The sequence below is a fragment of the Serratia sp. D1N4 genome (genome assembly GCF_054552755.1).
Genome location: NZ_CM137274.1, coordinates 578,656 through 603,072, shown reverse-complemented (window position 1 = coordinate 603,072; position 24,417 = coordinate 578,656). Strand labels below are relative to the sequence as shown.

General features: G+C 52.8%; 10 protein-coding genes, 2 pseudogenes and 2 CRISPR repeat arrays. Of the genes and pseudogenes, 6 read left to right on the top strand and 6 right to left on the bottom strand.

The window, feature by feature from the left end; translation table 11 throughout:
- Window positions 1-182 precede the first annotated feature (182 nt).
- Genes ACX1CU_RS02555 through ACX1CU_RS02545 form a run of 3 tightly spaced genes read right to left on the bottom strand, consistent with a single transcriptional unit; the run spans window position 183 to window position 4,135 of the window.
- Entirely contained in the window at window positions 183-2,873 is a 2,691-nt protein-coding gene (locus ACX1CU_RS02555) for a TcfC E-set like domain-containing protein (RefSeq protein WP_459401082.1), read from the bottom strand.
- Window positions 2,874-2,931: 58 nt separating this feature from the next.
- Complete coding sequence (locus ACX1CU_RS02550) at window positions 2,932-3,438, bottom strand: CS1 type fimbrial major subunit (RefSeq protein WP_459401081.1); 507 nt, start codon at window positions 3,436-3,438, stop codon at window positions 2,932-2,934.
- Window positions 3,439-3,487: 49 nt separating this feature from the next.
- Entirely contained in the window at window positions 3,488-4,135 is a 648-nt protein-coding gene (locus ACX1CU_RS02545) for a fimbria/pilus periplasmic chaperone (protein ID WP_459401080.1), read from the bottom strand.
- 449 nt (window positions 4,136-4,584) lie between these two features.
- On the opposite strand from ACX1CU_RS02545, the gene ACX1CU_RS02540 reads away from it, so the two are divergent.
- Complete coding sequence (locus tag ACX1CU_RS02540) at window positions 4,585-5,394, top strand: winged helix-turn-helix domain-containing protein (RefSeq protein ID WP_459401079.1); 810 nt, start codon at window positions 4,585-4,587, stop codon at window positions 5,392-5,394.
- An 8-nt stretch (window positions 5,395-5,402) separates the two neighbouring features.
- Window positions 5,403-5,876 carry a FidL-like protein gene (locus ACX1CU_RS02535; RefSeq protein WP_459401078.1) on the top strand — a complete coding sequence of 158 codons (474 nt, stop codon included), beginning with the start codon at window positions 5,403-5,405 and terminating at the stop codon, window positions 5,874-5,876.
- Between the two features lie 22 nt (window positions 5,877-5,898).
- Window positions 5,899-6,647: direct repeats of the CRISPR family, unit length 28 nt; unit sequence TTTCTAAGCTGCCTGCACGGCAGTGAAC.
- A 235-nt stretch (window positions 6,648-6,882) separates the two neighbouring features.
- Here the strand turns inward: ACX1CU_RS02535 and ACX1CU_RS02530 are convergent.
- Window positions 6,883-18,177 carry an amino acid adenylation domain-containing protein gene (locus tag ACX1CU_RS02530; protein WP_459401077.1) on the bottom strand — a complete coding sequence of 3,765 codons (11,295 nt, stop codon included), beginning with the start codon at window positions 18,175-18,177 and terminating at the stop codon, window positions 6,883-6,885.
- Between the two features lie 136 nt (window positions 18,178-18,313).
- Entirely contained in the window at window positions 18,314-18,949 is a 636-nt protein-coding gene (locus ACX1CU_RS02525) for a helix-turn-helix domain-containing protein (RefSeq protein WP_459401076.1), read from the bottom strand.
- A 548-nt stretch (window positions 18,950-19,497) separates the two neighbouring features.
- A CRISPR array of direct repeats spans window positions 19,498-20,188; the repeat unit is 28 nt; unit sequence TTTCTAAGCTGCCTGCACGGCAGTGAAC.
- A 227-nt stretch (window positions 20,189-20,415) separates the two neighbouring features.
- Here ACX1CU_RS02525 and ACX1CU_RS02520 point away from each other — a divergent pair.
- Window positions 20,416-20,715 (top strand): GIY-YIG nuclease family protein, encoded by a 300-nt coding sequence (locus ACX1CU_RS02520; RefSeq protein WP_459401075.1) that lies wholly within the window; start codon window positions 20,416-20,418, stop codon window positions 20,713-20,715.
- Here the strand turns inward: ACX1CU_RS02520 and ACX1CU_RS02515 are convergent.
- Window positions 20,712-21,107 (bottom strand): annotated as a pseudogene (locus tag ACX1CU_RS02515) (NAD(P)H-dependent oxidoreductase); the annotation flags it as partial. The gene ACX1CU_RS02520 and the pseudogene ACX1CU_RS02515 overlap by 4 nt on opposite strands.
- On the opposite strand from ACX1CU_RS02515, the pseudogene ACX1CU_RS02510 reads away from it, so the two are divergent.
- From ACX1CU_RS02510 to nrdG, 3 genes and pseudogenes are all read left to right on the top strand, one after another.
- Window positions 21,092-21,199, top strand: a pseudogene (locus ACX1CU_RS02510) (LysR family transcriptional regulator); the annotation flags it as partial. The pseudogenes ACX1CU_RS02515 and ACX1CU_RS02510 overlap by 16 nt on opposite strands.
- A gap of 336 nt (window positions 21,200-21,535) precedes the next feature.
- Complete coding sequence (gene nrdD / locus ACX1CU_RS02505) at window positions 21,536-23,674, top strand: anaerobic ribonucleoside-triphosphate reductase (RefSeq protein WP_459401074.1); 2,139 nt, start codon at window positions 21,536-21,538, stop codon at window positions 23,672-23,674.
- 154 nt (window positions 23,675-23,828) lie between these two features.
- Window positions 23,829-24,293 (top strand): anaerobic ribonucleoside-triphosphate reductase-activating protein, encoded by a 465-nt coding sequence (gene nrdG / locus ACX1CU_RS02500; RefSeq protein WP_459401073.1) that lies wholly within the window; start codon window positions 23,829-23,831, stop codon window positions 24,291-24,293.
- The last annotated feature ends 124 nt before the right edge of the window (window positions 24,294-24,417 follow it).

The window sequence follows — 24,417 nt, the reverse complement described above, 5'->3', positions numbered from 1 at the left end:
TCAAACCGCACATTCAACGATGAATTTTGTGGCTCAGGAGGTATAGTCAATGCTGCGGTCAGAAAGGGGATCCCATATACCATTAGCGCTAATCCCCTTATGAGGCCGATGGGCGTGAAGCAAAAAGAAAAAATCTGATACATTGCGACTCCTGAAGACTGCTTACTTAATGTTTTTTACCATCACCTGTTTTGAACCGTGCTGCTGTCTTTATGGCGGTTACCCGCCGTCATCAGTTCCACCTGTTTTTGCTCGGCATTGGGCAGATTCGCCATCTCAGTGCTGGCACATTGTGTGGTACCCACCCAGCGCACCACATCACGTATCGCTTTTACCTTCAGTTGGCACTGCCAGAACGCGTTCTCTTTCATCAAGTACAACGTCTTCAGCAAATTCGTTGTTTCCAGCGTAAAACCGCCCTGCCCAAGCGGCGTCCAGGACTGTACGTTTAGCGGGATCGCGCCCTCAAGCGGCTGGTTATTTTCATCGGTCATCCTGCCCAGCCAGGTGTAGTGGGATGTCACCTCGATACCGCGGCTGAACACTTTTCCTGGTGTCAAAAATACCGTTCGCGAACCGGCCCCTTTGCTGATTTGGCTGTTAATCCCCGCCAACGCAGAGGAGGACTCGTTGACACTGAAGGTCGACTGGCGATAGGCGGGCACGGTAAATACCGTCCGGCTGTTGCCGCTGACGTCAGCCTGCCCGGCACTGTCGACGGAGACGTTAACCCGTGAAGCCCAATCCCCTTCAGGCGTATCCACACTCAACGCAATCGCCGATGAGGGAGAGCCGTCACCCCAGCGGCCCCACAGCAGCCCGGTCCGGTCAACAACCAGCGAAGACCCATAGTTGCCGCTGCTGCTGAGCCTGTGATGGTTTTCCGTTCGGTCATACGCGTCGCTGACGGTGAGCATGCCGTTACCGTACTGGCCGCCCATGCGGGCGTAGGCCGATGCGGTTGCCGTCTGCGCATTGACGCCGTAAAGCGATGCACCCAACTCGTTCTCTCCGCTGTCGTCGGTATAGCGGCTATAGGCGGCGTTGTAGCTCAGCCGATCCCCTCTATGCTGGCTTTTCTGCCAGTTGGCCCCCAGCGAGGATAGGCTGCGCTTGCTGCCAAACGTCAGGCTGACGTTCAGGAATGCCACGCTGTCGACGCCATCAAAGCTGGAATCCCGGCGTGTAAAGGCGTTAATACTGGTATTGATGTTGATATCATTAATCGTGAAGGCACGACTGAGCCCCACCTGCCAGGTGCGGCTGTGGGAGCGGCTGGTGTAAACCTGTTCCCACGGCGCGCCGCCCAGGCGTTTTATGTCGTCATCCGAAAGTTCGCGGCGAGAGGCGTAACGCCCTTGGTTGCTGTTAATGGCATAGCCCAGGCTCGCGTTCCATTGCGCGATGGGAACCGACAGCATCAGGCTGGTGCTTTTATAGCAACCGCTGTAGCTGTAGCGGTTCTCCGCCCGTTGATTACAGTCCGGGGCCGTCATTTCCGAGCGGTAAAAACTGAGTGAAAAGCCGTCGTTATAATTCACCTGTTGAATATTGCCCCGAGAACCCTCGCTACCGTGCAGGTAGCTTATCCGCGAGGTCAATACGCCATCGATGGGGCCGCTGCTGAAACCGTGGCTCCAGTCTGCGGCGCTTTCCCAATAGCGGGCATTGCTTAACAGAGTGCTGCCCGCCGTCAGGGACAGCGTATCGATCAGAGGAAGGCGAAATCCGCCCTGAACCACGCGTTGACTCTCGTCGGTGTTATTTTGCTCACGGCCGATCTGGTTACCCCCCTGTAAAAACCACTGAAAAGTATTCAGCGGAGCACTGCCCGTAGCGGTGTAGGGAAGGGTTTCCGTCCTGACCAGTTGATTATCTTCATGGATACGCAGAGTCACCGTATAGCTGCCGATGGGAAAGGTACGGGTATCCAGCTTCTGCGCACCGGCCCTCAGATAAAATGATGACAGCAGTTGACCATCACGGTAGGCGTCTACACGTGCTTCCCGCGACAGGAAAACGGTCACCGGCGTTCCCTGAACGACGTTGTCCCGATTGATCCACGCCAGCGTCGAGCCAATGCGGGCACCACGGATTTTACCCAGCGGAAGCTGGCTGAGGTTGATGTTGCCGCCCATGTTGCTGAAAATATCGCGTGAGTCCATGATGCCGCCCTGCAGGTAGATCTGTTTCATGAAGTCCTGGCGGAAATAGGCGTTGTTCACGTCGGCCTGCTGAACGCTGTCAGAGCGGAAGCGCTGCCCCTGCCAGTTCCAGTCGACGTTGATAAAGCCGTTTTCCGTTACCCCCAGAGAACCGTTGCCTTGCACCGAAGCCGACTGATAATCCTGATCGGCGACAAAATTAACGTTTTGCTGGTGCACGAGGGCGTTACGGCTGTCGATCGTGACGTCGTAATATTTATCGTCGTTTTTCTCTTCTGGCAGATATGCCTTTCCAAGGAACAGGCTGATGCGCCCGTAGTTCTCGTCATAAATAACGGCGACGGCGTCGGTCTCAATAAAGTCACAGCCCGGCGCATTGCCACTGGTGCTGCATGCAAGGTTGCCATTGCGCTTAAGCGGCCGGTTTAACGAACTGCGCAGCAATAATTGAGGCGCGGATGAATCGTTATATTTTTCCTGAATCGCGGCTGCAATCTGATCGGGCTGCAAAAAGAACACATTATCGAGATCGACCTTGGCCTGAAAAAGCCCCAGAGATCGGCCATACAGCGACACATCCAGCCAGATAACCTGCCCTTTGGCCAGATCTTCAAAGCCCGCAGGCACCTTCGGGGATGCCGCCGCGTGGTTGTAGACCAAAAACAGAGCCGCCAGCGCAGCGGATAAAGGTTTGATTCTGATATTCATCCGTGACATCCAGGAAGTCAGGCGAGGCCGTCAGCCTCGCCTGTCAGAGGTAATACTTTTAGCCACCGTTTTTTGCAGTTGCCTGGGTAACGATAAGGCTGACAATACCGCTGTACTTGCCGGAAGCCGTGGCCACGCCAGCATTAGTCTGCGAGATAATCAGCGGTATTGCCGCCGAACCATTAGTGATCCCTGCTGGGAAAGTCGTGGCGTAGTTAAACACCGTGGTGGTGGTACTCAGTTTCTGCCCGTTCAGCGTTACACTAAGCGGAATGGCGTGGTCACCGCTCTGGTCGCTCAGTGAAGGAGAAGACGCTAGGCTGACGTTAAGATCGCGGTCTGCCGTATTTGACCATAGCTTGATATTATTACGATACGCTGCCAGCCCCTGGCCCGGCAGGTATTGCATCGTAATGCTGGCCGGCAGCGCGCTATTATCGGCCTGCGTGATAGCAAGGGTAGGGTCAATATCTGCCGTCACGGTAATATCCTGCTGCACGGCATTGGCGTTAACAGCGGTAAATAAAACCGCTGAACTCAGTGCAATTTTGAAAATACTTTTCATTGAAGACTCCATTAGTGGTATTGATGTATCCCTTCATTCCAAAGGGAGGTTATTTCACCTGACTGGCAGGTAATTCAATTTCTTCCGTCGCGTTTTTAAGCCAGTTGTAATATTTGACGCGGTATTTTTTTTCGGGTGAGAAACGCACGTTAGCAAGGTGTATCGTCGTACCCGGATACAGGGTCGAGGTCTCTTTTTTCCATGAGCACTCACCCGCTGTATTGCATATTGCTAACTCCCGCAGTGGCAGGCGAACTGTCCCATCATTAATTAACTCTGCAGAGCCAGGGTTATATTTTAAGCTGACCATGGTGTCTGCGGGCGCAACATGGACTAATGCACCCCATACGATGCTAACGCCGACTTCTGCCGTACTGTTTTTTTGGTTTTCTTCGTCATTCATCTTATTAAAAATATTTTCTGATACACTTTCGAAGTAAACGCGCCAAGTGGTTTCCTTTGGCGGAAAAGAAAGGGAAACCAGCCGAACAATTCTTTCCCCACCCGCCGTGAGTGCCAGTTTTTGTGGTGTGACGATCAGTGATTCACCGGCAGAGATATCAACAGGGATCTCTTTTTCTTTCGGCGTTCCAGGATCGATGATCTTTTTTAAGCTAACCTTGATAAATTGCACTTCATCACTTTGAGACAGCACTTTAATTTGTGCTGCTCCGTTTTTATCTACAGCAGTCTCCATCGGATACACCATCATTGATGCCCGACTGGTGAAGCAGAAGAAAACCAGCACAAAGACAGCACACTTTATAGTGTGTTGTAGTAAAGAATATTTGGTCATTATATTTGCGTATCCGTATGCCGTCAGTCATCAGCGTGTTTTAATTACCTGACAAATCATACTCGCTAAGAAATTTTAAATATATTTAATACCGTTTAACTTCAAAAATTAGATTTTTATGTTGTTAAAATGTAACAAATGATTTGATTAGTCTTGATCTGCGGTAAATTAAATGATTTACTAGAGATTAATCTCATCGGGAAAATGAGCAGAATTTTAATTAAAAACAAATACATTGATCAGCGATTGACTCTGGGTGGGCATTTCAAATAACTTATTATTAAAGTATAAAAAAACTCTTTTCATGATTGCTAATATTTGATTTTTTCACCAAGAAGATTCTTATCCATATGAAATTTATAATTAATTTTGTTCTCTATTTTGATTCTGACACTCGAGTGTTAGCGCTAAAAAATGACGAAAATCTCTCTATAGAGCTGTCAAAACCCGCAAATAGACTGTTATGTGAGCTGATCATTAACAACAAGATCACTCTTGAGCGCGAGGATATTATTAAGAGCGTATGGGCAGATTATGGCTTTTCAACATCAACGGCCACTTTAAGCAACCATATTAGTGAGTTAAGGAAGGCCTTCGCAAACTTAGGGCTCAATAAGGAAATGATTGTCACCGTGCCAAAAATAGGTTTCCGGCTGGAAGCAGAAATTCACCCTATTGAGCAAAAGGATGACGTAATCAAAGGGGTTGCTACCTCAGTCAAAGATGTGGCCCTCATGGATGAACCCTTCCTGCAAATTAATGAGCGCGTCTTATCTCCTTCAGAAAATCGTGCGGGTAGGATAATAAAACGAATCGGGCTGAAGACGAGTATCCTTGTTGCAGGTATACTTTTGGCCGTTATTATTGCCGGCGTTACTTTCCTCATCTTACCGCAAAGTGAAATAATTCGTCCGGTCACCGCTATGGGGAAATGCAGTATCCATAGCTTAAGCAATATCAAACCCTCTTCCGATTTTATCGCAAATGTGCAAGGTATGATAAAAAAAGAGAAAATAGATTGCACCCGTGAGCCTGTTGAGGTTTATTACACAGACACACGTCAAGACAATAAATTATTAAAGATAAGCTTTATGGCCGTTTGCTATCCCATTGATGACGGTCATTATCAAAACTGTAAGAATTATAAATTTGTCAGGTAGATCTATAAATGAAAAAAATCATCACCTCATTGCTGTGCATCGTTGCCTTATGCGGCTATTTCTATTACCACTATTATGGCAAGTCATCGCTTCGCTGTGATGCTCAGTCAATTGCACACATTGAACAAGACAATACTGAAATTGAGCTAAATTTGCACAATAACATTATTGTTACGCTCCCCGATGAAGGGTTCATCTCAATGGTCGGCTCAGTGAAGCAGGATGATAAAGAATATCTCGTAAGCAGAACACTGCATTTCACCATCAAATCTTCAGGATTAAAAAACAATCATAGATTAGAAATAATCCGAGAAGAAATTGATAAAAGAGATGAACTGCCTGAGGGCTTATGGCTAAAGTATATTTTCCCGAAGTCTACGGGCGTTGAGTTCTACTCGGAGGCAAGAAAGTTGAATAAAAATGCCATCCTATTTCAGTCGCTTTCTAATCCACAACTGGTTTGCGTACTGGTAGAAAATTAGGTGAGCCGGTACCGGTCACCCTTTTCCAAGCTGCCTGCACGGCAGTGAACGAGCTGTTCATCAATGCGGTGCTCTGCGTCATTTTCTAAGCTGCCTGCACGGCAGTGAACTGGCGGATCCTGGATGCCCAATATTTCGGAGTTTTCTAAGCTGCCTGCACGGCAGTGAACGCAAGTATGAGTATGACCAGATGACAGAGAGCTTTCTAAGCTGCCTGCACGGCAGTGAACTAACGCGTTGCTGGGTAAAACGCCGCTTGATGTTTCTAAGCTGCCTGCACGGCAGTGAACTTGTCTACTACAATAAATTCTGTTAATCCTTTGTTTCTAAGCTGCCTGCACGGCAGTGAACCTGGATTCCAGACCGGCCCATGACGCTTTTCATTTCTAAGCTGCCTGCACGGCAGTGAACACAGTCAGTCACGGCTATGCGGTACCGAAATATTTCTAAGCTGCCTGCACGGCAGTGAACGCGCTGACGGATGAGGGCACAGAGATTATCTGTTTCTAAGCTGCCTGCACGGCAGTGAACAGTGATACACCAGTTGCTGCGGAGAGTTTAGATTTCTAAGCTGCCTGCACGGCAGTGAACTCTTATCGATCAACTGCTGGGCACGTTTTAAGTTTCTAAGCTGCCTGCACGGCAGTGAACGATTTCCGGCGGTAAAGATAGCCTGGCGCAGTTTTCTAAGCTGCCTGCACGGCAGTGAACTGTTCCACTGCAAAAAATGAGTTAATCAGGATTTTCTAAGCTGCCTGCACGGCAGTGAACTGTTCAAGCATAGCGCTAATCGCGTTAATTATCATTGGCTAACACCACCGAAGGCTAAAAAACCCTTTTTCCGTCGCGTACTTTTATCCCCTTTAGAATCAATACATTAATCGCAGACTAAAAAAGAGGGTCAACGATATCGTGGCGATGTCTCCACTGAACTCTCTCCGGGGAATATCATCTCTAACCCCGCAATCCGCCCCTCGGCAAAAGAGAGAGGCGGATTACGTCACCATCACCGCAGCGGTTTTATCACCGACCGAATCTCGCTAACACAATCGATAATATTATGGTGATTGCATGCTAATGGAATAACCTTCAACCGATCGCACACGGCCCCCACTCCATTATCCTCACTCAACCATGTCGCGTTGCCACCAGCCAAAGACTGATAATAAGAAGACACCTGCGTGGCCTTAAACAGCGTGACTTCCGTATGCCGCAGCCGGCCAGAAATCTGCCCCTGGCTGATCGCCTGCTCCGCCTGCTCCACCGCCAAGGCACGCACCGCGCCATCCCCATCAATCCCCATTTCCGCCAGCATGTTTTTGCGCAAATCTGGCATGTCCTGATAATTCACCTTGGCCTGATAGAAACTGTCCAGCAGGTAAAGCTGGATATGCTTAACCCCGCGCGCCTCCAGCCGGGCGGCGATCTCCAGCGCAATCACCCCGCCCAAAGACCAACCCAGCAGTTGGATCGTCGGTTGTTCCAGTAGCCCTTGCTGCTCCATATTGGCCAGATAATAGCTCGCCACGGCTGGCAAATCGCTCAGTTGCTGCGGGTGATAAAGGTTGTAGTTATCAACCCCCATGCAGTTGATCTCCCCCTCCAGAGCCTGGGCAAAATTGAGGTAGGTTTCACACCCCACGATCGCCGGGTGAATCAGCCACAGGCTTTCCGCTTCTGGCTGATAACGGTTAAGGCGCTGAATCGGCTGATAGCTTTCCACCGTTAGCAGGCCGCGGATCGTCCGGTGCTTAAACAGCTTCACCACTGGCACGGTTTCTGCCAGTAAACCGGACATCTTCTGGCACAGGGAAATCGCCAGAATAGAGCTGCCGCCGCAGGCAAAGAAATCATCGGTGACGCCAATGGTCTGTTGATTCAATGCCTCCTGCCATAAGGCGCACAGTTGCCGCTCCTGCTCGCTCTCAGGCGCAACATACTCGCGCTCAGAGCTGACAAACTCAGGCAACGGCAGCCGTTGGCGGTCAACTTTCCCGCTGGCGTTAAGCGGGAATGCTTCTAGGAAGATCAACGCGGCGGGCACCATATACACCGGTAAGCGCTCTTGCAGATGGGCGAGCAAGCGCGGGTGATCCACCGGCGCATCACTCACGTAATAGGCGATTAACCGCTCTTGCTCACCGGTTGATTTGAGCGCCAAACACTGTTTGATCGCGCCAAAATCCATCAGGGTGCTTTCGATCTCGCCCAACTCAACCCGGTATCCGTTGATTTTGACCTGATTATCAATGCGGCCACGGAACTCCATATTGCCATCGGCCAGCCAGCGGCCGAGATCGCCTGGGCGATAGAGCCGTTCCCCGGTAATCGGGTGCCGAACAAATCGCTCAGCGGTGCGTTCCGGATCGTTAAAATATCCTGGCGATAGCCCGACGCCACCAATGTACAGTTCGCCGACAATGCCCGGTGGCACCGGGTTCAACTGCTCATCCAGAATATAAAAGCACTGATTGGTGAGCGCTTTACCGTAAGGAATGCTGTGCTGGAATACCGCCCCTGGCTCCACTTCGAAGACACAGGACAAAATTGACGCTTCCGTGGCACCACCGATGCTGATAAATCGGCTATCGGGTGCCCAGCGATGGCAGCGCTGCGGCAGAGTAACCGGGATCCAATCACCGCCGAGCATCACCTTGGTTAACCAAAGGTTCTGTTTAAGCTCTTCATGCTCGACCTGCTGCATCAGTAACTCAAATAACGCCGGTGCAGACAGCCACAGCGTCACCTGATGCTCAAGCATCAGCTGGCACCAGGCATCCGGCTGATAGCGCTGTTTTTCACTTGGGATAACCAAACGCCCGCCCACCGACAGCAGGCCAAAAATATCATAGACGGAGAGATCAAAACTCAGCGCACTGATGGCCAACGCGGCATCGCCAGGGCCAACCTTCAGGCGCTGGTTAACATCAATCAGGGTGTTATTGGCCGCCGCGTGCTGAATAGCCACGCCTTTCGGCACGCCGGTAGAACCCGACGTGAAGATCACGTAAGCCAACGTCTCGGGTGTCACCGGCTCAGGAGGCAAGAGTTTGACAGGCTGCGGCAGATCGCGGGCCAGCCCGTTATCATCCAGGCAAATCGTCGCAAACTCATCGCGCAACCAAGAGTGATCGGTCAACACCAGGCTGCAACCCGCTTGCTGCATGATGCTCAACCGACGGTTTTCCGGCCAGGAGGTATCCATCGGCAGATAAGCACGGCCAGCCATTAACGCCGCCAGCACCGCCACAATCTGCGCCCGCCCTTTATCCATCACTACCGCAACCAATGCCGAATAGCCAAAATCGCCCTGCCGGATCTGGTTCGAGAGCACCAGCGCCCGTTGGTACAACTCACCGTAGGTGCAACTCCCCAGCGAATCGATCAGCGCAATATCATGCGGGTGCTCTTTTGCCCGCTGCATAAACCCGTCATGAATGGCGTAGGCATATTCGGCCGATGGCCGGGTTTCAACCGCCGGTTGCAGGTATTTTTGCTGCTGATCGGCGCTTAACAGGCTCAAGTTGGCGACTTTTCCCGCCGGTGCTTGCACCATAGCGCGCAATAACTGCTGGAAATGCTGAATAAGGCCGTTGATCGTCTCTGGCGCAAACAGCGCGCAGGCATAGTTGAGGTTGGCGGCCAACTGCGGCTGCCCGTCTTCCACCATCAGGCCCAGATCGAACTTCGCTACCTGATAACAATCGCTAAGATCGAGCGGCGTAAACAACGCTTGTTTCTGCTGCCCGCCGATGGCCTGCTCGACGCTGAACACCACCTGGAACAGCGGCTGTCTGGAGAGATCGCGCTCCACGTTCAGGCTTTCAACCAGGGTTTCCAACGGCATGTCCTGATATTCCTGGCAGGCCACGGTATTGGCAAACACCTGCCGAATCATCTCATCAACGCGCATTTCCGGTTCGATCACATTGCGCAACGCCAGCGTGTTCACAAACAGGCCAATCAGCGGTTCGACCTGCGCATGCGGGCGGTTGGCCACCGGTGCGCCAATAATAATGTCCTGCTGATTGCCGTATTTACCGAGCAGCAGAGTGAAACCGGTCAAAAGTACCGCATGTAACGACACACCGGTTGCTCTGGCTAGATTACGCAACCGATCGCTCAGTTCGGCATCCAAACGGAAAGGCACCGTTGAACCACGATGATCAAACTGTTTTGGCCGCGGATAATCCGTCGGTAGCTCCAACTGCTGATACCCCTGCATTTTATCCAGCCAGAACTGCTGCCGAGCCTGGTGACGAGCGCTCTCCGGCTGGCAATCCAGCCAAGCGGCATAATCGGCATATTGGATAGTCAGTTCGGGCAGCGTCAGCTCAGTATCCTTGGCAAAGAACGCATAATACGCCTCAAGCTCAGCCAGCAAGACGTTGGCCGACCAACCATCAAAAACAATGTGATGGAAGTTGAGCAAAGAGAAACAGGTTAACTGGCCGTTGGCTTCCCGGCGTTCGATCAGCAGATGGCGAACCGGATACTCTTTGCGCAGGTTGAATGGCCGGTCAATGGCGGTTGCCAGCGCCTGTTCCCATTGCTCTGCTTCTACCCGCAGGCGTTCAACCGGCAGCGGTTTCTGTTGCAAAGCAAACTGCGTGCAGCCCGCGTCGGTATGCTGCACCACCGTGCTGCGCAGCAAATGGTGGCGCTTGACCACCGCCTGCAACGCCAGTTGGTAGGCAGCCACATCGATCTCCGCCCCCAGCTCAAACAGCATCGGGACATGATAGAGATTGCTACCCTGCATCAGTTCTTCGATAAACCACAAACGCATCTGTGATGAGGAGAGCGGATACTTGGTCTGCGCTTGTGCGGCGATCGGCCAAGGCGAATGCGCCTCTGCCTGCTGCTCCAACTGCTGGCAAAGCTGCCGGATAGTCGGGTTAGCGCTGAACATGGCAAACGTCACTTCTCGCGCCAGAACCTGGCTCAGCCGGTTACACAGGGTGATCGCCTGGATCGAATTGCCGCCGCTGCTGTAAAAATTATCGTTAACCCCAACGCGTTCACAGCGCAGCACCTCGGCCCACAAATCACAGCAGAGTCTTTCCTGCTCACCGATCGGAGCGGTATATTCCTGCTGATTAACGGTAGCTTCTGGCTCCGACAGCGCGCGACGATCGATTTTACCGCTGACGCTTAATGGGAGGCTCTCTAAGGCGATCAAATCGGCGGGGCGCATATATTCCGGCAGCGTCTGCGCCAACACGCTATGCAGGTAAGCGTGGTCCATCGGTTGGCTGGCGGTGTAATACAGCAAGATCCTGGGGGAGTTGACCGTCACCGACGCCACACACTGATTGATCTCCGCAACGTTAGACAAGGTGCGCTCTATCTCACCCAGCTCAATGCGGTAACCATGGAGTTTCACCTGATAATCGATGCGGCCCAGGAATTCGATATCCTCATTTTCCAGCACACGCCCCAAATCCCCGGTGCGATACAGGCGCTCCCCAGTAACCGGATGAAAGATAAAGCGTTCGGTCGTACGTTCCGGATCGTTTAAATAGCCCTGCGCCAAGCCCACGCCAGCGATATACAACTCACCGGGTACGCCCTGCGGCAACGGTTTCAGTTCGCTATCCAGAACATAAAGTGACTGGTTCGCCAGCATTACCCCGAGCGGAATACTCTGGCTAAAGCTTTCTGTTGGCCCAACTTCATACATGGTTGAGCAGATAGCGGATTCGGTTACCCCCCAGCAGTTGAAGATACGGCATTGCGCGGCCCAGGCGTAACCGCGCTGAACCAAGGCCGGTGCCACCCAATCACCGCCCAGCATCACCACACGCAACGGGGAATCAGATGCGCTGGCGTATAGTTCAACATGTTGAGTCAACAGCTCAAACAGGGCCGGGGTTGACTGCAAAATGGTCACCTGATGCTGCGAAACCAGCTGATGCCAAGCCTGAGGTTGATAGCGCTGTGATTCCGTTGGGATCACCACCCGCCCACCAGCCGACAGCGCGCCAAAAATGTCATAGACCGACACATCAAAACTCAGGGCGCTGATGGCAAAAACCGCATCGCCTGGGCCGACATTCAGCCGGGTATTCATAGCGATAATGGTGTTATTGATCGCCGCATGGGCGATCGCCACGCCTTTCGGTACCCCGGTCGAACCGGAGGTGAAGATCACGTAGGCCAAAGCATCCGGCTCCACCGGCTGCGGCGCGCATAAGGGCTGTTCGAGCGCTACACCCTCCGCTTTGCCTGCGCCATCCAGCAGCAGAGCCGTGAATGCGGCGTTTTGCCAAGGTTCATCACACAGCACCATCCCCACGCCAGCCTGCTCCACGATCGCCACGCGGCGTTTTTCCGGCCACGATTTATCCATCGGCAGATAGGCTTTGCCTGCCATCAAGGTGGCCAGCACGGCAACGATCTGTGCGCGCCCCTTGTCCAGCAGAATAGCCACGAGCGCCGAATCACCGCCTTCGCACTGGCGTATCTGGTTCGAGAGCACCAGCGCCGCCCGATACAGTTCGCCGTAGCTGCAACTCCCCAGGCCATCAACGATGGCGATATCATCAGGCTGCCTGCGCGCCCAATCCATAAAGCGCTGATGCAGAGCAAAACGGTAGTCAGCAGCAGGCGTTGCCGGTTGTTGCACCGGCGTAGTCGCCGCCAGCAGCGGCAGTTGTTGATGCGGCACATACAAGTGGGCGGGCAGATGCGCCAGCATAGTCACCAGCAGGGATAACAGCGTATCGGCCTTTTGCTCGGTCAGATACTGGTTGGCATACGCCAGCGCCAGCATCAGCCCATCATCTTGGTTATAGGCCAGCAGATTCAGCGGATAATCCGTTTTCTCGGCGGTAGAACGGATACGCACCGGCATGCCATGCGTCTCCACGCTCGGATAGTTTTCAAACACCAGCAAGGTGTGGAACAGTGCCTCACCGCCACGGCTCAACTCCGCCAAGGGCTGATAGCTGTATTCATCCAGTTCGTTCAGGGAGCGCTGAATCGCCTGCAACTGCTGCAAGCAACTGTGGTCGTTATCCCATTCCACCACCAGCGGCAGAGTATTGATATACAAGCCGACGCTTTCCGCAATCCCCTCGATCGGCAGGTTACGGCCAGACAGCGTGGTGCCCACCAGCGTGACCTCCTGCTGGCTGTATAAGTGCAAGAGCTTGTGCCAAGCAAACTGCAACATAACGTTCAGCGTCACCCCTTGGTTCAGGGAAAGCTGCTGCAATGATGAAAACACCGCAGTAGGCAACAGGCGCTTGAGCGTGGTTTGCTCGGAGTTTGTGACGTTTTTTGCCTCATAAGACACGCTGAGCAGGTATGAGATGTCATTGCCCTGGCATTGATCGATCTGCCGCCGTTGCCAATAAGCCCGGCTATTTTCTGCCTGTTCCACATAGTAGCGCTGCGCTTGCAGGTAGGTGGTTTCCTGCCGGGTGTCTGGCCGTTGCCCCGCCTGTAATTGCAGATAGGTTTGATGCACATACTCCAGCAACAGTTGGCCGCTCCAACCGTCCGTGATGCTGTGGTGTACGGTATACACCAGGCAATAATGCTGCTCACTAACCCGCACCAGCCGCAGGCGGAATAAGCCGGGCTGCTGCAAGTCAAACGCCTCAGCCTGCTGCTGCTCGCACAGTTGGCTGAGGGCACGCTGCCAATCCCCCTGCTGCCGGTACTCCACGTATTGCCAATCGATGTCCACCTCGGCACAAATCACCTGTAGCGGCTGCCACTGCCAGTTAAAGCAGGTGCGCAGGATCGGGTAGCGCGCCGCGGCCAGTTCCCACGCCTGCCGATAACGCTCAGGATTGAGATCGGTAAGGTAATCCAGCACCATTTGCACGCGATAGCTGGCGTCATCCGGTTGGCTAACGTGATGGTAAATAAACCCCTGTTGCAGGCTATTGCAGGGGAAGATCGCCTGCGGCGCATAGCGCTGTTGCAGCGCTTGCCGCACGGTTGCGGGCAGCTCATCGCCCATTGCTTCCGGCAAACAGGCACTCTGTTCAATCAACAGATGCACTTCATGGGTAAATTGCCGGGCAACCTCCGCCAAGGCTGCGACCGTCAGCATGCCATCCAGGCGGAAGCAGAGCTGCTCATCGGTGATCCAACTGTTGAGGATCAGCAGATCGCGGCTGGTGTTGGCCGGGTGGCTGTTTTGCCCGGCAAACTCGGTTAACAGTTGCCAGTCCGCGCCGTGATCGGCAAATTGCCCCAGATAGTTGAAGATCACGCCCGGATAACGCAGCTCCGGGCGGCGTTCGGTTGCGCGGCTACGGAGCACGCCGTACCCGATGCCGTGGTTTGGCACTGCCGCCAGCGCGGCCTGAACCTGGCCGATATCCGCCTGCGGATTATCCGCTAGGGTAAAGTTCACCGGATACAACGCGGTAAACCAGCCGAGGGTGCGGCCAACGTCCATTTGACCACCGGGGAGATCGCGCCCATGGTTTTCTAACATCAGCGTATGGCTGCTCGCCTGGCTGTAATGCCGCAGGGTGCGCAGCAGGGCGGCCAGCAGCACCTCATTCACCTGCCCACTTTCCTGCATCAGCCGGTCAGTGGCTTCAGGTTCAAGCTGGCCGTAATGCAGGTTCAACTCATTGCTCAAGGTGAACGCGGCGCGATAATCCCGCTGCTGCTCACATTGCTGCCGCCAGTAATCCCCTTCGGTTTTATCGAGAGGAACATAATCCAACAAGGCATTCACCCACTGCCGATAGCTGGCAGATTTGGGCCCCAATGCTTCGCCAAGATACAGACGGCGCAGATCCTCCACCAGAATACGCCAGGATACCGCATCAATAATCAGGTGATGGCAGGCAAAGAAAATGCGCGCAGAACCATCCCGATAACCATCAACGTAGCCAAACTGCCACAGCGGGCCGTGCTGGTAATCAAAACCGCTTTGCCACTCGCTAAATAGCGCCGCTAATTCAGCATCGGCCAGCTCGGCTCGGTTGCAGCGCTTTAACGGCTGAGGGGCTAGTTCCGCCCGATAATGCTGGCGGTAACCCTGTTGATCCGGCGTAAAACCGGCTCGCAGCATGTCATGGTGATTCGCCAGTTCATCAATCGCCTGCTGCAAGCGCCTCAGATCCAATGCGGGCACCCTAATCAGGAATGATTGGTTCCAGTAATTATCCTGTGCAAACGCCTGCTCAAAGAACCATTGCTGGGTCGGTGCCATAGCAATCTCTTGGCTGAGGTTCCCCTGCTCCGCCAACGGTGCGTCAGGCAAGGCTTCGCTTGCAACGTTCTCCAGCAACGCGGCAATAGAGCGATGCTGATAGAGATCCTGAGTGCGAAATGCCATGCCAATTCGGCGCATCTCTGACACCAGGCGGATCGCGGTGATCGAATCCCCGCCAAGACGCAGAAAATCATCGTTGATGCCGATATCCTCCAGCCCCATCACCTGCTGCCAAACGGCCTGCAACTGCTTTTCCTGATAGGTACTGGCTGGGCGATAGCCGTGGCTGACCTGGCTGTAATCCGGCTCTGGCAGCGCGCGCGTATCCAGTTTGCCATTGATGGTCAGCGGCAGCGCCAGCAGTTGAACCAGCGCTGCGGGCACCATATAGTCCGGCAGCAGCTCAGCCAACTGGCGTTTTACCTGCTCATCATTCAGCGTTATCTCTGCAACGTAATAAGCCACAATGCGCGGCGTATCGCGCCCCTGGATCACCACGGCGCAATGCGCCACCGAGGTTACCGCCACAAAGGCCTGCTCGATCTCGCTGAGTTCAATCCGATGGCCACGGATCTTGACCTGAAAATCGTTACGGCCGACGTATTCCAACTCACCGCTCGGCAGCCAGCGGACAATATCGCCGCTGCGATACAGCCGCTGATATTCGGCTTCTTCTGCCGTCGCGAACGGGTTGGCAATAAACTTTTCCTGCGTCAGCTGCGGCTGATTCAGATAGCCGCGCGCCAGCCCGAGCCCGGAAATACACAACTCACCGGCCACGCCAAGTGGTAGCGGCTGTTGTTGCTGATCCAACACATACAGACGCACGCCGGGCAACGGCCGCCCGATATTATTGGCCCCGTTGTAGCGGTAAAGATTGATCGACGTGCAAACGCTCGCCTCTGAAGGCCCGTAGCCGTTAAACAGCCGGTGCCCTGAGCCGGTGTAGTGATCGAGGCACACCTGCGAGGTCGCTTCCCCCGCCACGACAATCCGCGCTAAACAACCCGGTATTTTCGGCTGTAGTTTTAATAACGCTGGCGGCAGAATGGCAAACTCAACCTGATGCTGTTCAATCAGCGCTAACAGCGCGGGCAGATCGTGGCGCTGTTCTTCAGACGCCACCACCAGCGTATGCCCACCGCACAGGGCGATGTAGGTTTCTGCCACATGGGCATCAAACACCACGGAAGCAAATTGCAGGCAACACAGTGCTTCATCTGGTTCGCTGATGGCGGCCTGGAACCCGCGAATCATATTGAGCACCCCTTGGTGCTCCAACAGGGTTCCTTTGGGCTGGCCGGTGGTCCCAGAGGTATAAATCACATAGGCCAGTTGCTGAGGAGTCACCTCAACCGCCAAAGGCGTATCGTCCCCCTCAGCCAAGTCATCCAACACCCACAGCTCGGCGGGCAGGGCCATATCCTGCAATTTCGCCAGTAGCCCTTGTTCGGTGATCAATAACGGGGCTGCGCTATCGGCCAGAATATAGCTGATACGCTGCTTGGGGAGCTGTGGCTCCAGTGGGATATAAGCCGCCCCGGTTTTCATAATCGCCAGCATGGTGACGATCATCTCCACGCCTCGGTTCAGGCACAGTGGTATCAGGGCATCTGCGCCAATACTCTTTTGCGTGATGCGCTGATACTGCTCGGCGATCCGGCGGGCCAGCCGGTTACTTTTCTGTTCGAGCTGGCGATAGGTCAACTGCTGCCGATCATCGATCAGGGCAATACGTTGTGGGTATTGCTGCGCCTGACGGGCGATCGCCTGCGGTAAAGTGCCCGCTGCCATCGCCACCGCTGATGGCTGGGCATTCCAATCGATCAGTTGTTCACGCTGCTGGGCCGGGGTGATCGGTGGGAAACGGCCTAATGGCTGTTCTGGCTGCAACAACGCCTGGTTCAGTAACTGCTGGTATTGTTCGGCCATCGCGGTGATCTGCTGTGGGGCAAACCGATCTGGCGCATAGCGGATGCGGAACACCATGCTTTCACGCTGTTCCTGATACTCCAACACCAGCTCAGCGTTAGCCAGGCTATGGTCAAACCGGTGGTTACAGCGCGCCTGACACCCCGCCAGATCCAAGGTCAGGTTATTGAGATGGGCCTGCGCAAAGCTGACATTCAAGCGCAGCCCGCTGTTTTTCAACACCTCGTAGATCGGCCAACGGGTGAAACGTAAACCTGGTTTGGCTTTCAACGCACGGCTGTGAGCAAGAGTTCGCTGGTAAATATCCGCAAAGCTCTCCTCCGGGCGGACAAAGAAGGGGAACACCGCCGTGTTCACCTGCGCACCTAATTTCAGATGGCTGCCACTCTCCATCGAGACTGGGTAAGCAATATGTACGGCATCGCTTTGGCAGTGGCGCGCTATCAATAATGCCCAGAGCGTTTTGAAGATCAGAAATGCATTAGCATGCCTGATTGATGACTTCAGCGTGTGCCATTTTCCGAGAGATATTGAGAATTGTACATGCTGACCTGATAATTGATTATCAGGACGATGCACATAGGGAAGCTCATTAATTTTTGGTAAATTCCTTAAGGAATTCCTCCAAAATTCATCTGAATTTTCAGAAGCGAGCTCATTTAATTTCAGCCGATATTCTTGGCACTTCTCGGTGATATCTCCTACATCGTTTTTCTCATTTCCCGGCAAGATTTCATTATTATAAGCCCGCGATATTTCAGCATACAGCTCAGCCGTGGAAAATCCATCAACAGTAACATGGTGTAAAACCAGAACAAACTCGTATACGTCGGCTTTACCATTCTGGCATAATCCATAGCGCAACAGCGGCCCGTTATTTAAATCAAAAGGCCGTGCAGCCAACTCTGCTAATGCTTGCAGGTTGTCGCACCTTTCTAACCCTGTTGCCGTACTGCCTTCATTTTTACACCATAAGAGCTCATCACCCTCCTCTACCAAATGGCTATGTAATACCGGATACTTTGCAATAACGCTTTTTATCGCTCTCTCAAGCCTATGGATATCTAATGATCCGGAGATACTCTGGTCCATTACCATATTGTACTTGGCAGATAAAGGTTCAAGTTGCCATTCCGTCCAAAACAGTCTTGTATAAGGTGTTGCTAATGCCGTATGCACGTCAAATCCCTCTCTGACAAAAAGAATATCCAATAGGTTTAAAGTTCAAATTTTGTTCGATTTATAGCAAATAAGGCATAAAACAAGCCATAACCATTATGAAATGGCTTTTGGCTTGTTTTATGTTCTCTATACCTTAGTTCGGAACGAAGAGATCTCTGATATCCACAAGCCGGGCATTGACAATACCCACCCTGTTTTTATTCTTTAAATTCAGCAATATGCGCTGAATACAGCTACGCGACAGCGTTGTACGCTGCTCAATAAACTTCAGCACTGAGGTATTCGATCGAAAATCTTCAGGAAATTCCATCAAGAGTACCAACATGTTTTTTACAATATCTTCAGACTTATATTGCAAGACACTGCTATCACGTAAATAAAGCAGTGACATCTTGTAGGATACTGCGCTGATATACTCTTTTTGCAAGTCAAGCTTATTGATAAGATACTGAGCTCGAGTCCTGGATATCTGATATAAACAGCTATGGGCTCCTAACTCTATCGAGTAGTAGACACCAGCCCCTGGATAAAATGATAGCCCAATGACATGAGGGGAGAAAACGGTAGAAATGATAAGATTATCCTCTAACCGGCAAAGATTAGCACTCCCTTCCTCCAGCAAAAAAAGCTTAAAAAACTCAGGATCATTCTTTATTATAATACCTTTTGTTATGTCACCAGGTCGCTTAGGGACTATTTTCTCCGCATGAGGAATCAGGTCATTAAGTAGGCGATTAAACGCAACATTAGGTTTTTCAACTTTGAACATACTTCACCGTTTTCTTTACAAGACAGACTATTTCTATCTTGCACATATCAATTACCTGCCTACATAAGAAGCATCGAGAATGTTTAGCACTCTTTAACTGTCTATACGATATTATAGAAAATGGCTCAGCCATGCATCAGAATCATTAAAATAAGATAATCATCTAAAATGAATAATAAAAAATCATGATGCAATATAAAAAACCAGGAAATGGCTCTGCAATTGGATGTTAATCTAAAAAAATGAAAACGTTCGGGAGTTAATAAAAAGAAAAGAAAACCCTAACCATGTTAATTAGTAGGTCATTTGATTCATACCTCATAGGTGTTATAAATCGCCATTTTTACCATAGTGTCGAGCACTATTTTAGGTGCTTTTCACGAACGGAAATAACCTGTGACTTTGTACGTGATGCCTTAAAGGATTTGAGGGCGACATAGAGATAAATTGGTCTGTGCTCGATGTAAACCACGCTGTCCTAACCCGTAAATCGTTGCTGCCTGTGCGGCAGTGAACCATGCATGGCAGCCAAAAAGGACTCTACTCGCTTTCTAAGCTGCCTGCACGGCAGTGAACTACTGTCTTGAGCGCCTATCTCATTATCGCGATTTCTAAGCTGCCTGCACGGCAGTGAACGGCCCAACGTGACCTGGCTCGAGATTGCATTATTTCTAAGCTGCCTGTACGGCAGTGAACCGTAGCCAGATACCCGCCCCGCTGCGCTGCATTTTCTAAGCTGCCTGTACGGCAGTGAACTAATCAGAAAAGCGGTTGGGCATTTGACATATTTTCTAAGCTGCCTGTACGGCAGTGAACGCCAGTGTTGCAAAGTGCGTGGAGCGGGTGGAGTTTCTAAGCTGCCTGTACGGCAGTGAACATCGGTGCGGCACAGTATGGCGACCTGGCAACTTTCTAAGCTGCCTGTACGGCAGTGAACTCAGCAACTCACTCGTTGCCGCACCGCAGGCATTTCTAAGCTGCCTGTACGGCAGTGAACGCTGACGCGCAACACCATATTAATGATGTTGCTTTCTAAGCTGCCTGTACGGCAGTGAACTTGAAGCTGAATCATATAATGGTTGGTGCTACTTTTCTAAGCTGCCTGCACGGCAGTGAACGTCGGCCAAGTCCTCACTGACTGCGGCACGCATTTCTAAGCTGCCTGCACGGCAGTGAACTGCTGGTTAAAGAGCAGATCACCGATATCGAGCTTTCTAAGCTGCCTGCACGGCAGTGAACCGTTCAAGAATAGCGCTAACCGCTTTATTTATCATTGAGTAACAACGCAAAAGGCTAAAAAACCCTTTTTCCACCGCCTTCTTTTCTCTCCTTTAGAATCAATATATTAGCTATGCGCTAAAAAAGAGGGTCCACGACACCTTGGCTATTTATCCGTTGAACTCTTCTCGACAACGCTGAAGAATGACGGCTGGTATTTTGCTTGATGAAAAACGGTATAGGCATTTATGAATGAAGTGATCTGGCACCTCTATATACTGCGTATGCCGAGCGGCATGCTGTATACCGGCATCACCACCGATGTGGCGCGGCGTATAGCGCAGCATCAGGCCGGTAAAGGGGCAAAAGCGCTGCGGGGAAAAGGTGAGTTGGTGCTGGTTTTTCACTGTCAGGCGGGCGATCGCTCAACGGCACTGAAGCTGGAATATCGAGTTAAGCAACTGAGCAAAAAACAGAAAGAAAGCTTAGTGTTGCATCAGCCCAGTTGCCTAAACGATTTACTAACGGATACGTGCCAAAAAGCTTAAAACCGCTGTACCAACTGCACTACGCCTGCCTCTGCTTGTGCCAAGCGTTCATCGCTCATATCAAATACCCCTTGCACCAAATGCGGCGGCAAATAATCCATGCCGGTCAGATTGGCCATCGCGTTGAACGGGCGCAGCAAATCGGCCACCGGATAGCGGTTATACCCTTCCGGCGAATAGGCCTGCGCATTACCGCCGGTAGTCACTATCAGTTGCAACGGTTTGCCATGCAGCTTGGCGCCTTCGCTGCCGTAAGCGAAACCGTAGGTTAATACCGCATCCTACCATTCACTGAGGATCGCCGGTGAGCTGTACCAGTAAAACGGAAACAACATCACAATTACATCGTGGGCTTGCAGCAGTTCCTGCTCGCGGGCCACGGCCAACGCAAATCTGGCTGTATTACGCCTCGGCCGATCTGCCGCCACGGGTGCGCGCCTGGGTTGATTTTTTACTCAACCATTTTCGCCACTCTCCGGCGTGATGCGATCGTCATCACGCTTTAGCGATTTTGGCGTGTTACGACCATTTTGCGTTCAGCCCGCTGATAGCAAGGGCTGCCATTCTTCCTGAAATTGACCGTTGTACATCCTTCAAACGCTCTCCCGAATTCTTTGTCCCAGGTCAAAAAAACCGACGCCACACCCATATATAGTGCTCACAGTAAATTAATCATCTATATGTAGTAGTTATCCACAAAGTCATCCACACGCCCCCGCAGCCCTTGTGTTCTGCGGCATTGCCCTGTGGATAAGCCGAAACTGTGCCAATACCCCAGCATGCGGGTGTAACGCTCCCCAACGGGAACAGGAGTAACAACGTGAAACCAGTAGTGATTAAACGGGACGGTTGTCAGGTCTCTTTTGACGAAGAGCGCATCAAACAGGCCGTTGAGCGGGCCGCGCTGGCCGCTGGCGTGATCGATGCCGACTACTGCGCTACCGTCGCCCGTGTGGTCGCTCAACAGATGGAACAGCAGCCGCGTGTCGATATCCATGAGATCCAGCAGGCGGTCGAAAACCAGCTGATGGCTGGCCACTACAAGCAACTGGCACGTACTTATATTGAATATCGCCACGATCGAGACGTATCGCGCGAGCTGCGCGGGCGGCTGAACCAGGAGATCCGTGGCCTGGTGGAGCAGAGCAACGTGGCGCTGCTGAATGAGAACGCCAACAAAGACAGCAAGGTGATCCCTACCCAGCGCGATCTGCTGGCCGGGATCGTCGCCAAGCACTACGCCAAACAGCATATCCTGCCGCGCGACGTGGTGCTGGCGCACGAACGCGGCGAAATCCATTATCACGATCTCGACTACTCGCCGTTCTTCCCGATGTTCAACTGCATGCTGATCGACTTGAAAGGCATGCTGACCAACGGCTTCAAAATGGGCAATGCCGAGATCGAACCGCCGAAGTCGATCTCCACCGCCACCGCCGTCACCGCGCAGATCATCGCCCAAGTGGCCAGCCATATTTATGGCGGCACCACCATCAACCGTATTGATGAGATCCTGGCGCCTTTTGTTACCGAAAGCTTCCACAAGCACCAGCAGATCGCGCAGCAGTGGCAGATCCCGGACGTGGCAGGCTATGCGATGGCGCGCACCGAGAAAGAGTGTTACGACGCCTTCCAATCGCTGGAATACGAAGTGAATACCCTGCACACCGCCAACGGTCAGACGCCGTTTGTCACCTTCGGCTTTGGCCTGGGAACTCGCTGGGAATCGCGCATGATCCAGCAGTCGATCCTGAAAAACCGCATCGCCGGGCTGGGTAAAAACCGCAAAACGGCGGTATTCCCGAAGCTGGTGTTCGCCATCCGCGACGGCCTGAACCACAAGTTTGGCGATGCCAATTACGATATCAAGCAACTGGCGCTGGAGTGCGCCAGCAAGCGCATGTATCCGGACATCCTCAATTACGATCAGGTGGTGCAGGTCACCGGTTCGTTTAAAACCCCGATGGGCTGCCGCAGTTTCCTGGGGACTTACGAAGAGAATGGCCAGCAAGTCCACGATGGCCGCAACAATATCGGCGTGATCAGCCTTAACCTGCCGCGCATCGCGCTGGAAGCGCACGGCGATGAAAGCCGTTTCTGGGCGCTGCTGGATGAACGCCTGCTGCTGGCGAAAAAGGCGTTGATGACCCGTATTGCACGGCTGGAGGGCATCAAGGCGCGCGTGGCACCGATTCTGTATATGGAAGGGGCCTGCGGCGTGCGGCTGAAAGCCGACGATAATATCGCGGAGATCTTCAAGCATGGCCGAGCGTCAATCTCGCTGGGCTATATCGGCGTACATGAAACCATCAACGCCCTGTTTGGCGCGGAGAAGCACGTGTATGACGATGAGCAATTGCGCGCTAAAGCCATCGCCATCGTCGAGCGCCTGAAAGCGGCCACCGAAAGTTGGAAAGCCGAAACCGGCTACGGTTTCAGCCTGTATAGCACGCCGAGCGAAAACCTGTGCGATCGCTTCTGCCGCCTGGATACCAGCGAGTTCGGCGTAGTGCCGGGCGTGACCGACAAAGGCTACTACACCAACAGCTTCCACCTCGACGTGGAGAAAAAGGTGAACCCTTACGACAAGCTGGATTTCGAAGCGCCCTATCCGCCGCTCGCCAACGGTGGCTTCATCTGTTACGGCGAATACCCGAACTTGCAGCACAACCTGAAGGCGCTGGAAGACGTGTGGGATTACAGCTACACCCGCGTGCCTTATTACGGCACCAACACGCCGATTGACGAATGCTATACCTGCGGCTTTACCGGCGAGTTTGCCTGCACCAGCAAAGGGTTCACCTGTCCGAAATGCGGCAACCATGATTCGGCGAAAGTGTCGGTAACGCGCCGCGTTTGCGGCTATTTAGGCAGCCCGGATGCACGGCCGTTCAACGCCGGTAAGCAGGAAGAGGTGAAACGCCGGGTGAAGCACTTGGGGAATGGGCAGATTGGTTAACCTTGGTTAACGGCCCCCTCACCCTAGCCCTCTCCCACAGGGAGAGGGGATGGATGGTGCCAGATTTTAGTCCAGTTCCCACCCGAACCACGCTTTTCCCCCTCTCCCTAGGGGAGAGGGCCGGGGTGAGGGGAACAAAAAAGAAGCTAATACTATGAATTACCACCAGTATTACCCCATCGACGTGGTCAACGGCCCCGGCACGCGCTGCACGCTGTTTGTGGCCGGTTGCGTGCATCAATGCAAAGGCTGTTACAACCAAAGCACCTGGCGGCTGGATTCCGGCCTGCCGTTTACCGCGCAGATGGAAGAGCGGATCGTGGCCGATCTCAACGACGTTCGCATTCCGCGCCAAGGGCTGTCTCTCTCCGGTGGCGATCCGCTGCACCCTGCCAACGTCGCCGCCGTGTTGCAGTTGGTGAAACGGGTACGCGCCGAATGCCCCGGCAAGGATATCTGGCTATGGACCGGTTATCAGATGGATGAGCTGGATAGCGCACAGCGGCAGATCGTCGATCAAATCAACGTGCTGATCGACGGCAAGTTTGTGCAGGAGTTAAAAGATCCGGCGCTGATCTGGCGCGGCAGCAGCAATCAGGTGGTGCATAAGTTGCGTTAGCTGGGGAATGTTTCACGCTGATGGGCTCTTGTGCCGTCGTACCAAGCCCGAATAACCGCGATTGATGAGTACATTGCTGTGTTTGGCCAATTGACACTTTGCATAACAATTGCGGTGGTTACCC